This is a genomic window from Nostoc sphaeroides (assembly GCF_003443655.1).
Lineage (GTDB): Bacteria > Cyanobacteriota > Cyanobacteriia > Cyanobacteriales > Nostocaceae > Nostoc > Nostoc sphaeroides.
The window spans coordinates 808,273-822,389 of record NZ_CP031941.1 but is presented as its reverse complement, the minus strand read 5'-3'; the positions used below and the strand labels follow the sequence as shown (position 1 = coordinate 822,389).

General features: G+C 41.7%; 9 protein-coding genes and 1 pseudogene. 5 read left to right on the top strand and 5 right to left on the bottom strand.

Going from position 1 to position 14,117, the window contains the following annotated elements; all coding sequences use genetic code 11:
- Nucleotides 1-349: 349 nt before the first annotated feature.
- The gene (locus D1367_RS03790; RefSeq protein ID WP_118163092.1) at nt 350-1,045 is read right to left on the bottom strand and encodes an acyltransferase; all 696 of its coding nucleotides are present in this window, start codon (nt 1,043-1,045) and stop codon (nt 350-352) included.
- A 649-nt stretch (nt 1,046-1,694) separates the two neighbouring features.
- Nucleotides 1,695-1,859 carry a hypothetical protein gene (locus tag D1367_RS30430; RefSeq protein ID WP_179063512.1) on the bottom strand — a complete coding sequence of 55 codons (165 nt, stop codon included), beginning with the start codon at nt 1,857-1,859 and terminating at the stop codon, nt 1,695-1,697.
- 720 nt (nt 1,860-2,579) lie between these two features.
- On the opposite strand from D1367_RS30430, the gene D1367_RS03780 reads away from it, so the two are divergent.
- Nucleotides 2,580-2,903: a hypothetical protein gene (locus tag D1367_RS03780; protein WP_118163086.1), complete on the top strand. Its 324-nt coding sequence runs from the start codon at nt 2,580-2,582 to the stop codon at nt 2,901-2,903.
- 779 nt (nt 2,904-3,682) lie between these two features.
- Nucleotides 3,683-6,250, top strand: coding sequence for an alpha-glucan family phosphorylase (gene glgP / locus D1367_RS03775; RefSeq protein ID WP_118163082.1), 2,568 nt, complete (start codon nt 3,683-3,685; stop codon nt 6,248-6,250).
- A gap of 68 nt (nt 6,251-6,318) precedes the next feature.
- Here the strand turns inward: glgP and D1367_RS03770 are convergent, their stop codons facing one another.
- On the bottom strand, nt 6,319-6,786 hold the full coding sequence (locus D1367_RS03770) for a DUF29 domain-containing protein (RefSeq protein ID WP_118163078.1): 468 nt from the start codon (nt 6,784-6,786) through the stop codon (nt 6,319-6,321).
- Between the two features lie 29 nt (nt 6,787-6,815).
- Nucleotides 6,816-7,562 (bottom strand): DUF429 domain-containing protein, encoded by a 747-nt coding sequence (locus D1367_RS03765; protein ID WP_118171091.1) that lies wholly within the window; start codon nt 7,560-7,562, stop codon nt 6,816-6,818.
- A gap of 155 nt (nt 7,563-7,717) precedes the next feature.
- On the opposite strand from D1367_RS03765, the gene D1367_RS03760 reads away from it, so the two are divergent.
- Both D1367_RS03760 and D1367_RS03755 read left to right on the top strand, forming a co-directional pair.
- Complete coding sequence (locus D1367_RS03760; protein ID WP_118163074.1) at nt 7,718-8,986, top strand: glycosyltransferase family 4 protein; 1,269 nt, start codon at nt 7,718-7,720, stop codon at nt 8,984-8,986.
- 92 nt (nt 8,987-9,078) lie between these two features.
- Nucleotides 9,079-9,957, top strand: a complete 879-nt coding sequence (locus tag D1367_RS03755; protein WP_118163070.1) for a calcium-binding protein — start codon at nt 9,079-9,081, stop codon at nt 9,955-9,957.
- Between the two features lie 388 nt (nt 9,958-10,345).
- On the opposite strand, the pseudogene D1367_RS03750 reads toward D1367_RS03755, so the two are convergent.
- Nucleotides 10,346-11,927: pseudogene (locus tag D1367_RS03750) on the bottom strand (B12-binding domain-containing radical SAM protein).
- Nucleotides 11,928-13,073: 1,146 nt separating this feature from the next.
- On the opposite strand from D1367_RS03750, the gene trpS reads away from it, so the two are divergent.
- Nucleotides 13,074-14,084, top strand: coding sequence for a tryptophan--tRNA ligase (trpS, locus tag D1367_RS03745; RefSeq protein WP_118163065.1), 1,011 nt, complete (start codon nt 13,074-13,076; stop codon nt 14,082-14,084).
- Nucleotides 14,085-14,117 lie beyond the last annotated feature (33 nt).

Sequence of the window (14,117 nt, the reverse complement as noted above, 5' to 3'; positions counted from 1 at the left end):
CAAGGCGGAAGTCACTCATTCACCCTTCGGCTGCGCTCAGGGTAAAAAAGTCAAAAGTCAAAAGAATTGTATTCTAAGCTCTTACGGTTGTCTGACTTTTAGATGACCCTAAGAAATAACTTAGAGACTGCTAACTCTTGTGACGTTAGCTGAGGGCAAAAGTTTCTTCAAAAAGGGAACAGGTTAGAGCTTACGAGGGATAATTACCATGCCCGAATGGCACGCTTGTTAAACCCAAAAGCTTGTGTCGCCTCGTTAAGAGCCTCCAGGCTGGGAACCAGTCAGACCAGTTAGGACAAGGGCTGTATCTTAACTTAGTGCCATTCCCCCATGCCCCATCCCCTATTTCTCAGCTAGAAGCAATGCTTAAGTCTTTGCCAATTCGGTTTTTGATGACTCGTGCAGGTATGCCTACAGCAACAGAGAAAGGAGGAATATCTCTATTGACAACTGCTCCGGCACCAATAACACTGCCTTTACCGATAGTAACGCCATCTAATACTGTTACTCCATGCCCTAGCCAACAGTCATCCTCAATCACAATTCCTTTGCGAGTAACACCTTGGTATTTAATCGGTTCCATCGGATCGGCAAAATTATGATTATTGGCATAGATCCCTGAGTGGGCAGCAATCAAGCAGTGTTTACCAATTTTAATGTCTCCTGGCCCCTCAATACACACGTTGGGAGCAATGAAGGTGTCTTCGTCAATATGTATATACGTATCTTCCAAACACCCTATGTCAACGTTACGCTCAATAGCGACTCTATTTCCGAGATGAATTCTATTATTTTTGTGTCCTCTAGCATCCATCCGTACACCCTTGAAAATATAGACTCCACTGCCGATCTCAATACAAGAAGTACCGTTAAATTCAACACCATTTTGAATATAAACTGGGCTACCTATCTGGGAAAAAATACTACGATATCCCAAATTACGCAACTTGGGCCCCAGAATAAGTGCAGGAATATCCCCTAACACAGTAGTTAATAAAACTTCTTGCACGCGCTGCAATTTGGAAAAATATTGCTCGTTCTGCATGGCTATATATCTCTTCAATCAATTGTGGTTGGGAGTATTGAAAGTTGTTTTGGCTGTATCCTAATCTTCTGTCAACATCAGAAATTTTGTATTTATCAATACATCAAACTGAATTGGCAGTATTACCGAAATTTACCCATGTTTTTAGATAGTTTTCCAAATACTGAAAAACCAGAGTCAGGCTTTGACTATGTGAGCAATTCTTTAACTTAGGTGGGAGAGAATTACTCAATTGATATGCACAATTGCCTTGGCTCACTAGAAGCTTTTGTACCAGTCATGGCACGTAATGATTTTGCTTCTTTTTCACCAGATCAGTTAACAAAACAATCTCAGTGCATTGCAGGGTCAAACCCCAGACTATTAAATTGTCTGATGGGAAAATTTGTTGGTTTAGATAGGCTACTGTTTCGGTTATCTGGCAAATTAAATAAGCTTGTTACGCAAATAGGGATAAAGTTGTTTACCTTGAGGTTACTTTCTCTCAGGCGGTTTTAGTCTTTTGAAACAACTCATTTCCACAAGCTATTTTGCTACAAAAAATACATTTAACTAGACTATATTCAAAAATTAAATAAAATTTTTGCCTAGCATTACAATGTAATTGTTGTTGGATTTTTATGGGTACTTTTGCCCAAACAAAACCCAACTAGGGTGGATTATCTCCCACATCAGCCATCACATTGAAGTTAACCATCGGTGCAAACAAGTAAGCGCTTCCCCGACTGCTATGACGGCTTTCTTGCAACGAATTTCTAGAGTATGCTGCTCCAATCATGTTGCACACGGATGATTTACAGACTAACCAATTCATGCTTTTAATTACATAAATGGTTTTGAATAACAATTGTTTTTAACGATAGCACATTTTATTTTTAGTGGAACACTCTTATTAGTCATTAGTCATTGGACATTCGTCATTGGTGCATACCCCGTCTCTTGCGATACCCTGAGTAAGTCTTTGGCTGGGCGGAAAAACTTTGCTTTCTCGGACTAATTTAAACCACATTAAAGACTGGCGTGATTTATCTTGGACTAATCACTAGTAACTAATGACTTTGCGTAGGGGTTTGATTTCCAAGTTGCTTGTTGAGCGTAATAGTGAGATTAGTTAACTTTTTTACTAGAGCCTACCCTACTCTGAAATAATTTTATACACTTAGATAAAATTTATTGGAAACGGTGACTTTAAAAATACTCTAAGCCGTTAATTACCATTTTTGTTTATATTTCTAGCGTTACTTGTTAAAGTAATTATATTTTTTTGTGTTAACTCAGAATGATATCTACTATACTGATGACACCCTCTTCGTTAAAAAGCTAAAAATTTTCCTTTTCGCTATTACTTATATATATAAATTTGTAAATCACCCATCCGGGTGAGCCAAGCGGGTGATGCGTGCTTGGCACTACTCATTATAAATTTTATTGAAAGAAAGCTAAAAAGTAGCTTAATTTTCAGGAGAAGTGCAGAAAAAAATATCAAATACCCAGATTGAGGTATCGGTTTTAACTCACACACTTGGTTCAAATTATGGCTTTAATTAAAGAAATTGTCCAAGAAGCTCTAGCTATCGGCTATCTGAGTGTTGTAGCCGAAGATCAACTGCGATCGCAGCTTCAAAGTAATTATGACTCAGAAGACCTCGATGCCTGGATCATTTTACAGCGAGCTATTACCGCAGGTGATATCAAACAAGAGTCGCGCCGAAAAAAAGCTTCTCTCTCTCCTAAAGCCAAGGACGCTTCATCTAGTATCAAACTTGCTTATCAAATGGCAGCAGAGATTGCTTATGCAGCAGCTGTAGCTTTGTCAATGACAAAAAATACCAAAGATCAGCCTTCACTAGGCGCGTAAAATAACACTTTACTAAGTTATTTTCCTGGTTTAGTATTAAATACTTTATACCAAGTAGTTAGCGTAGGTGTAGCCCGCCGCAGGCATCGCTTTTCCTAGTTAACTGCTTGGTATGATTTTTACATACTCCAATTTTAGGTGATGTCTACAATGGGCTATTGGGCATTGCCTCACCTTAACTCAGATATTGCACTTCCCCAATCTTCCGCCAGAGAATAAATTCTCTGGCTCATAGCGAAAGTCCACGCTTTGTGGACTAAAATCCATACCATCAATAGAGTTGAGTCCACTAAGCGAGGAATTTCGCTATTAGCCATAGGTTTCTAAGCTATGGGGGTTTTTGAGACTGATGGAAGATTTAAGTTAAGTCAACTCTTTCCTCTGACAGTGCCTCTACGCTAGGGCGATCTTATTAAAAAATAATTAAAATTTTAACTGTTCACTTGACGCAGCTATGAGGAATTTTCACCCTCAGCCAAGACCTTAGATTGATCCCCGGAATCAATTATAAAATAAATATAAATTCTTTATTCAAAACTAAATTTTTTTTAAGTGATAGATGGCAGTAAATGATTAAATTTTAATATACCAAGTACATGACCCAGAGTAAGGCATAGAATTAGAAACACCTTGGTGTAAACTTTAGCAACGAGGTTAAAAATGAATTCTCAATGCTTAAAAAAGTCATCGCTTTTTCACAAACTACTGTATAAAGAATTGGCAACATTGGTAAAGAGAGTAAACAATAACCATAAATAAACTTGGAGTTTTGCCCTACTATGCAGCCAATTCGCACATTTAACGTATCCCCTTCACTACCGCCGCGACTCGAACCACTACGGCGGCTGGCATATAACTTACACTGGGATTGGAACGTTGACACTAAAGATTTATTTCGTCGCTTAGACTCTGACCTGTGGGAGTCTACCCACCATAACCCGGTGTTGATGCTGGGTACTATCTCTCAATCGCGGCTTTTGGAAGTTGTTGAAGATGAAGGCTTTCTAGCGCAAATGGATCGAGCTGATCGTCAGTTAGACGATTATCTGCAAGAGCGCACCTGGTATCAGAAACAACGAGAGCAGAAACCAAAAGAATGCTACGCCTATTTTTCGGCAGAATTTGGACTTGTAGATTGTTTGCCCGTCTATTCTGGGGGCTTGGGCGTTCTGGCGGGGGATCACCTCAAATCTGCCAGTGACTTGGGGCTACCGCTTGTGGGTGTAGGTTTACTGTATCAGCAAGGCTACTTTGCCCAGTATCTTAATGCCGATGGCTGGCAGCAAGAACGCTACCTGCTCAACGATTTCTACAATATGCCCTTGCATCTAGAGCGCAATGCCGATGGTTCAGAATTGCGAATTGCGGTAGATTATCCAGGACGCAAGGTGTATGCCAGAGTTTGGCGCGTACAGGTGGGAACGGTTCCCCTGTATTTGATGGACACCAATATTGAACCCAACAACACTTACGACCACGACATCACAGATCAGCTGTACGGTGGGGATATCGATATGCGTATCCACCAGGAAATCATGCTGGGGATCGGTGGTGTGCAAATGCTCAAAGCTTTGGGGCTGAAAGTCACCGCTTACCACATGAATGAAGGCCACGCCGCCTTCTCTGCCCTAGAACGCATCCGCTTACTGATTCAGGAAGAGGGACTGGATTATCCCCAAGCTAAACAGGTGGTGGCTTCCAGTAATATCTTTACTACCCACACGCCAGTACCAGCAGGGATTGACTTGTTCGCTCCTGACAAAATGCTGCACTACTTAGGGTACTATGCAGAGATATTTGGGTTGCCCAAAGAGCAATTTTTAGGACTGGGGCGCGAGAATACAGGCGATTTATCTGGGCCTTTCAGTATGGCGGTGCTGGCGCTGAAGATGGCAACATTTTCTAACGGTGTCGCCCAACTGCATGGTGTGGTGTCGCGGCAAATGTTCCAGGGCTTGTGGCAGAATGTGCCAGTAGAAGAAGTGCCGATCGCAGCAATTACTAATGGTGTCCATGCTCGGAGTTGTGTTGCTAAATCAACTCAAGAGTTGTACGATCGCTACCTGGGGCCAAACTGGTCATCAGCACCACCAGATAGCCCATTATGGGATCGGATGGATGCCATACCCGATGAAGAATTGTGGCGCAATCACGAACGCTGCCGCTTGGATATGATTTTGTATGTGCGGGAGCATTTGGTCAAGCATTTAACCGATCGCGGCGCTTCCGCCTCCGAAATTATCCAGGCACAAGAAGTTTTAGATCCCTACGCTTTCACCATCGGCTTTGCCCGTCGGTTTGCCACCTACAAACGCGCTACCCTCTGGATGCGTGATTTGGATCGGATTAAGCGGCTTTTACTAGCTAACAAAGACCGGAAAGTGCAATTTGTGATTGCTGGTAAGGCACATCCCAAGGATATTCCCGGTAAAGAACTCATCCGCGAGATCAATCACTTTATCCGCGAACAACATTTAGAAAAACAGGTAGTGTTTGTTCCCAATTACGACATTCACATCTCCCGGTTGATGGTTGCGGGTTGCGATATCTGGTTAAACACACCGCGTCGTCCACGGGAAGCCTCTGGTACTAGTGGCATGAAAGCTGCCATGAATGGCTTGCCAAATTTAAGTGTACTAGATGGCTGGTGGGATGAAGCTGATTACGTCCGCACAGGCTGGGCAATTGGACATGGAGAGAATTACGACGATCCTAACTACCAAGATGAAGTAGAAGCAAATGCTCTCTATGAGTTGTTAGAGAAGGAAGTTGTACCACTATTTTATGAACATCGGGATACTGATGGTTTGCCCCGTCCGTGGGTTGCCAAAATGAAGGATGCAATTCGGTTGAATTGTCCCTTCTTTAATACAGCGCGGATGGTAGGAGAATATGCACAAAGGGCTTATTTCCCAGCTAGCGATCGCTATCATACCCTGACTGTTGATAACTATGCCCCAGCCAAAGAACTAGCTGCTTGGAAAGAAAAACTGGGCGAACACTGGTTCAACATCAGAATCAAAGATGTTGACGTATCGGCAGCTTCAGACGACATTGAGGTTAATCAAACCGTTGCGGTCATTGCCAAGGTTGACTTGGCAACTTTGACAAATGATGATGTGCAGGTGGAGTTATATCAAGGTGCGATCGATGCCAATGGTGAAATTGTCAACGCTGTGCCAGTGGTGATGGATTACCAAGGTGAAGATGGACAGCAATTGAGTATTTACACGGGTAATATCACCTATACCGCTTCTGGTTTGCAAGGCTTGTCTTTGCGTGTATTACCGAAAAATAAAAATCTGGCTAATCCTTATGAACCAAGGTTAATTGCTTGGGCAGAATAAGAGTGCTGAGTAGTTAATAAATACTCAAGAATAGGCGTTGCTAACTTAATTTAGCAACGTCTTTTATATTACAATTTTTCAGGTAAGTAATTAATATCTAGTAGCTGTTCTAAGGTATAGGTAGAATATTGAGGTAAATTATCGAGTTTGCCTTCAGTTTTCTCAATTACATATCCTAAAGCATCATCATAAATTGATGCTAATTCATTTTCTAAGTATTGATATAAATTATTTGTCAAATTACGTTTTAATTGATTCCTAAAACTTCTAATTTCTGCTTTCCAATGTCCAGAATTATATTGAGTTTCTTCTGTCCAATATTGCAGCAATAAAAGATGTCTAATAACTTGTTCTACTAAACTAGCAACCCTGGCTTTGTCTCTCCGACCCAAATTCTCTAGCTCCTCAATTAAGTTTTCTAAGTCTAATTCTTCTAAATGGTTAGTTTTTAATAACTTGATTGTTTCCTCTAACCAGAGATGTTCGTCAATTTCATAAAGTTGTTTTAAACTCAAATTAGAACTAACTCTTTGCATAAAAACTCCTGGAGTTAAATCTTACAATATTACAATTTTAGGCTAATTCTTTGGGGGATGATAATGTAGCCAGTAGTGCGATCGCCAAGTACTAAATTACGTTGTTCTCCCCAATACCACCAGTATGCAGCAACGTAAGCGCAAATTAGGCTATCTAGTTTATCTTCGGTTGCTTTGAGGGCTGCGCCTGTGGTGGGGATTTCAAGAATAAACGAACCGCCAAGACGCCAAGGGCGCAGAGGAGGAGAAAGAGAGGGGAGGATATTGAGAAGATAATTTTGGAGTTTGATTAGTTCTAGGCGGCGATCGCTGAGGCGTCCTTTTTTGTATTTGAGGATGCGTTCTAAGTTGAATAGGTTAACGATCGCTGGGTGGGGAAAGACTTCTATTTGATATCTGCTGAGTTTTTGCGGTTCGATGGTGGGTGCGTGGACAAAGCCGCGTGATTCTAATTCTAAGCCAAAGTTGATGGTGCGATCGGCAAAGGGTAGGTTTTGATTCGCTGGGTAGCATCCTGCATGATATTTACCGAAGTATTTGTGGCTGAGTTTGTCGGGGAGGCGGCTTCCTGTGGCGTTGGGTATGAGGGTAGGTGCATCTACGGCGATGATGGCTGGTTCGTCTGGTTGGACGCTTTGATCAATCCAGGTGAGGATGTCTGCAATGGCTTCTTTACGGTCTAGATCAAGTAGTTGCAGTTGTCCATCTATCCATTCTAAGCAGCATAGTCCACTTGGTTGCGATCGCCAGCCTAAATCAATGCCAATAAATTTCATGGCCATAACACGAATTTGCAATTATTTTCGCATTTTGCAGCAACGATTCACCTAAATTTACTTGCTAAAAATTGTGAGAAATAATCTTATAATCTTAGATGGATTGTCTTAATTTATTTTATCTGGCAATAAATTAATCAAGATTATTCTAACTAATGAAAATCTTATTTTTACATCCAAATTTTCCCTCGCAATTTCGCAACCTCGCGACAGTTTTAGGTAAAGATCCTAATTGCCAAGTCGTCTTTGGGACAAATCGCCCTGAAGGCGAAATACCTGGCGTTTTTAAAGCTATTTACACTCCTTCTCGTGAAGCTGCTCCCCAAACCCACCACTACGTTCGCAATCTGGAAAATGCTGTTCTCACCGCACAGGCTGTCTATCGCGTGGCAGAAAAATTAAAAGCTGAGGGTTTCATTCCAGATATAGTTTATGGTCATTCTGGTTGGGGGCCGACTTTGTTTATGAAAGATGTTTTCCCTAAAGCAGAATTATTGTGTTATTTCGAGTGGTTTTACCATGCTCACGGTTCCGATGCAGATTTTGATCCCAGTGAACCACTAAATGCTGATGATGAATGCCGCATCAGGGTCAAAAATGCGCCGATTTTGACTGATTTATATAGCTGCGATCGCGGTCTTTCTCCAACGAATTGGCAGCGTCAGCAATTTCCCAAAGAATATCATAGCAAACTCACTGTAATTCATGATGGTGTTGATACCAAATATTTTGTCCCAAAACCAGGCGCAAAATTAGTTTTACCTAGAATAAATCTCGACCTCTCCCATGTGGAAGAGTTGGTAACTTATGTGGGACGGGGGATGGAACCTTATAGAGGTTTTCCGCAGTTTATGGAAACGGTGGCGCTACTTCAACAGCGAAGACCTAAGTGCCATGTGGTAGTTGTGGGAGAAGATAGGGTAGCTTATGGGAAAAATCTTCCTGATGGGCAGACTTATAAACAATTAATGTTAGAAAAATTAGAATCATCTTTAGATTTATCGAGGCTGCACTTTACAGATAGGCTTCCTTATAATGAGTATCTTCAGGTTTTGCAAGCTTCTTCTGCTCATGTTTATTTAACTCGTCCTTTTGTTTTATCCTGGTCAATGTTAGAAGTAATGGCAGCAGGATGTTTACTAGTAGCTTCTAAGACTGCACCAGTATTGGAAGTCTTACAGGATGGGGTGAATGGACTGCTGGTAGATTTCTTTTCTCCCCATAATATTGCTAATCGGGTTGAAGAGGCGCTAAATAATCCTCAAGAAATGCAAGCAATTCGGGCGAATGCGCGAGAGACAATTCTGAAGCGTTATGATTTGGCGAAACTGTTACCACAGCATTTACAATGGATGTTCGCTGGTAAAAGTTCTGATAGTTTAAAAAAGCGCTCAGTTTCTAAAGGATTTGGCAAAAGTCATTAGTCATTAGTCATTGGTCATTGGTCATTAGTCATTAGTCATTAGTCATTAGTTACAACTAACAAAGGACAAAGAAATAAAAAGCGATATTTAAAATGCGAATTCTTTTTACCATTGCCCATTTTTTCAAACCTAGCGGTGAGGGTCGTCATGCTTCCCAACGCAAAGACCCGCAACCCCGCTTGCAGGCGTTAACTAATAGCCTGACTGCCTTACACCAATTATTTGGTAAATCTCAAAGTATCATTAACATTGCTCAACGAATAGCTTTTGCTGCTAACCAGCCGCAGTCGCACGAACTAGATATTGTTATTTGTACAACCCAAGATAATCATCTTTTAAATCAGCTTACCTTACCATCCCATTTATATAAGCATCATTCTACTAATGTAGAACCTCTGCTTTTGGGGTTTGAATGCCAAGCTGTTCTGCAAAGTTGTCTCGGTCAGTATGATTATTACTGCTTCTTGGAAGATGACTTAATTATCCATGATCCTTGGTTTTTTATAAAATTAAATTGGTTTACCCAACAAGCGGGTGATTTAAATTTGCTCCAGCCAAATCGTTATGAAATCTCCCCTTATGCTTTGGTTCATAAAGCTTACATTGATGGGGATTTGGCTTTAAGAGTAACTGCTCCCTTTCAAAATGTGCAGGAGCAACAGGAACTCAAAGGTACAATTATGAATTCACCAATTACCTTTTGTCGTGCCCTAAATCCTCATGCGGGCTGCTATTTTTTGAATGCAAATCAGATGAATTATTGGGCTAATCAAACTTATTTCCTTGACCGGGATATTAGTTTTGTTGGGCCTTTAGAAAGTGCTGCCACCTTGGGAATTATGAAGACATTTCGGATTTACAAAACCTCACCAGAGCAAGCAAGTTTTTTGGAGATTCAGCACTCTGGAACTGGATTTCTAGGGCTAATTGGAGGACAGGTGAGTTTAGCACCAGAGGTAAATAGAATTTAAGAGTTTGGTTTTTGTGAGCAAAATTAATGCGATCGCTATTTATAAAAATACATTACAGCACTTCTCGTTTACGTGAGGTACACTCGTAGGGGCACGGCACTGCCCATTGGTGTCAACTTAAGCAAAAACTCCTTTAAAATCTCGTTTCCAGCCTCCGGCTGGAAATGCATCTCCTGGTGGCTCTGCCGCCAGTAAGGGAGGCGGAGCCTCTTAATAGGCATTCCCAGTCGGAGACTGGGAACGAGGGAACGAGATAATCTGCTAAAAGCTGCTTCTAAGCTGGTTTTCACCTTAAGTTGACACCAATGGGCACTGCCCTGCCCCTACACCCCGCGATATAGCATCTGAATGGGAACGGCTATAGCGATCGCTCAACAATCAACTCATCTTAAATTCTCACTAATGGTTTTTCAACAGGGGTAGGCGTAGTCAACGGATCAAATCCTAACTGCTCAGTAATGCGCTCTCTGGCTAAAAGGCGGTATTCCCAAAAATGCTCGCCAGCAGCACATAAACCCAAATACATATTCACGAATTGCGGCTTAGTGCGAATAATAGCCCAAAGTTGTTGCCAAAATTGACCCCGAATTTCCCGCCGTTGCCAACCTTGTCGCCAGAGCAAGTGTACAAGTAGTCGCAGTCCTTTGCCAGGAGGAAAATACATCGTCTGCTGTAGTTGGGGATTAGGTGTAATCTTGAGGCATTGTTCAAAACAACGTCGGAGATAGTTTTTGGGTTCGTACATTGTCCAAATTGCCTCTAAATATTCTTTTGCAACTTCAGCCATCGGTCGGCTAGGAACAAAATTCATTAAGGAATTCTGATCCCCCACCTCTAAACCTCCAAATCCTTCTAATAATCGCTCCTCTTTTTTTAATCTTTCCCAGAGGGCAGTATTGGGAAGGGCTTGGAGTATACCTAGCATCGGTTGAGGAATGCTGGTTTCTTCAATAAAAGCTTCAATTCGCTCCCCAGCGCCAGTTTTTTCTCCATCAAAACCAATGATAAATCCTGCATAAATTAACAATCCGGCTTCATTGATGTTACGACAGGCTTCTAACAAGGGATTCCGGGTATTTTGAAACTTGCGAGTGAGTTGCAGGCTGTCTTGAATCTGGTGTTTCAATACCCAAAAAGACCGCGTAGAAACCAGCTTTAGCCATTAATTCTAATAGCTCAGTATCTTCTGCTAGGTTGACGGAAGCTTCAGTCATGAAGGTGAAGGGATAATTGCGTTCCTGCATCCACGGAATTAATGCTTGTAAAAGGCGTTTTACATTGCGCTTATTGCCAATGAAGTTATCATCCACTACGAACAGAGATCCGCGCCAGCCTAAGTCATAGAGAGTTTGCAGTTCTGCTAGGGTTTGACTGGGTTCTTTGGTACGTGGTTTGCGACCGTATAAATTGATGATGTCACAAAATTCGCATTCAAAAGGACAACCGCGAGAAAACTGGATTGCCATCATTAAGTACTCATCTCGCTTGAGTAAATCAAAGCGAGGGATGGGGCTTTTGCTCACATCTGGTTTTTCCAAGGCGCGGAAGGTTCCTTGTTCTTCACCTCTAGCGATCGCTTCTAAAAATTGCGGAACTGTAATCTCCCCTTCATCTAAAATCAAGTAGTTAGCTCCTGCTTTGTGGGCAGGTTCTGGTACTGAGGTTGGATAAGGGCCACCCACAGCAACTTTTTTCCCCAGTTGCGCTGCTTTATGAATTTGGGCGAGAAAGTCTTCTTTCTGGGCAAGCATCGCCGAAAGAATTACTATGTCGCACCATTGCCAATCAGCATCCGTTTCTTGGTTAACATTGCGGTCATAAAACCGAATTTCCCAATCTGTTGGTAGCATAGCGGCAACAGTCAGAATCCCTAGCGGTGGAATAACTGCCTTAAGTCCCGCTATTTTCATGAATTCGTCGTAAGACCAAAACGTTTTGGGAAAACGGGGGTAAAGTAAGAGTACTTTCATTACTGTAGTCCTGTAGTTAAATGTTGGTTGGAATATTTTTTACTTTTGATAAATCTGTATTGTGGATCATGATTGCAGAGATGATGTTACAATCCCACTACCCCTATTCTTTCTCTATCTGTCTTTAGATAGACATTTGCATCGGCAAAGGTGATTTTCTAGCCAGTTAGCAGCATTACCACCATTGTAATAAAACCTAATGGCGGGTTTGTGGAGCGAAAAACTGCCATATCAATCGTCTGGTGGGAAATCCAGAAATAATTGAGCATTTTTATGGGTCAGAGTGGTAAACGCAATCTCATTACAATGAGATTGTATTGACTGACAATGGCATTGTATTGACCTACAATGCTTTTGTATCGACTGACAATGGCATTGTATTAACTGACAATGCTATTGTATTGACCTACAAAAATTAACCTACCTTTTATTAAAGCTTTTGTTTGACAGCTTAAATATCAATACGCTTGGGTTAAGGCTAAAACTCTTTATCAAAGTCAGATTTTTTAACGAACCGCCAAGGACGCAAAGGACGCAAAGAGAAAGAAGAGATGCTTAGGGACTTGCGTAAAAATAAAGTACCAGTAAACCGGGTTTCGACTGCGCTCAACCCTCGACGGTTGAGGGTTGAGCGCAGTCGAAACCCGGCTAGTTGGGACACTATTAACCCGCAGATCCCTTAATACCAATTTAATGTGAAGCTGCACTAAATGAGTAACTCTCTATTCTTGGCGCTCTTGGCGTACTTGGCGGTTCGTTTAATATTCTGTGCATCTTCATACAGAATTTATATAAGGTGATTTCTGATGAAAAAAATACTTATCTATATTGACGAGTTTTGACTACTTCGACTTCGCTCAGTACAAGTTCGCTCAACTCTCGACTACTCAGTTGGTTGAGCGTACCCCTGCGGGGAAGCAAGCTACGCGTAGCGTCTCGCAGAGAAGTCGAAACCAACTGACATAGTAATTTTATTACTAGAATTCCCCTAACTGAACTGTATTGGGCTTAAATATCTCATCCGGTAACGGCGAGTTGACCTGGAAAATGTCAAAATTAAATGAGTTTTGCGTAGGCAAAAAGCAATTTGTCGCCAGACATCGCCACTTTACATAGCGCGGATTTGAGATAACTAAGTTGAAATTTATGGGCAAGCAACGTGTTCTTTCTGGAGTTCAACCAACCGGCAATTATCATCTAGGTAACTATTTGGGAGCCATTCGCAACTGGGTAGAAGGTCAGAGCGAATACGAAAATTACCTTTTTGTGGCTGATTTGCACGCAATAACAGTGCCACATGATCCGAAACAATTGGCAGCTGATACCTACACCCTTGCTGCTCTCTATCTAGCTTGTGGTCTTGATTTAAATCACTCCACCATCTTTGTACAATCCCACGTTTCGGCCCACAGTGAACTCACCTGGTTGCTCAACTGCATTACACCCTTAAACTGGCTGCAAGACATGATCCAGTTTAAGGAAAAGGCTGTCAAACAAGGAGAAAATGTCAGTGCAGGTTTATTGGATTACCCTGTGCTAATGGCAGCTGATATTTTGCTTTACCAAGCTGATAAAGTACCAGTGGGTGAAGATCAAAAGCAACATTTGGAATTGACACGGGATATTGCAGCTAGGTTAAATCACCAATTTGGCAAACCAGATCAACCAATTCTGAAGTTACCAGACCCTTTGATTCGTAAGGAAGGGGCAAGGGTGATGAGTTTGGCGGACGGTACACGCAAAATGTCAAAGTCTGATCCTTCTGAGTTAAGCCGAATCAGTTTGCTAGATTCACCAGAACAGATTCAATACAAGATTAAGCGTTGTAAAACCGATCCCATTCGTGGGTTGACTTTCGACGATCCAGCGCGTCCAGAGTGTAATAACTTATTAACGCTGTATACATTGCTTTCTGGGAAGAGAAAGGAAGATGTCGCCGTTGAATGTCAGGATATGGGTTGGGGACAATTCAAGCCATTATTGACGGACACGATAATTGAGTCCTTGAAACCAATTCAAGAAAAATATCAGTCCATAACGGCGGACAAAGGCTATTTGGAATCTGTGTTGCGGGATGGAGGGGAAAAAGCTAGAGCGATCGCAAATCAAACTTTATCACAAGTAAAAACTGCTTTAGGTTACTCTCTTCCTTTATAATTTGTCCTTTTTCGGTGTGATTGGCTATACCAT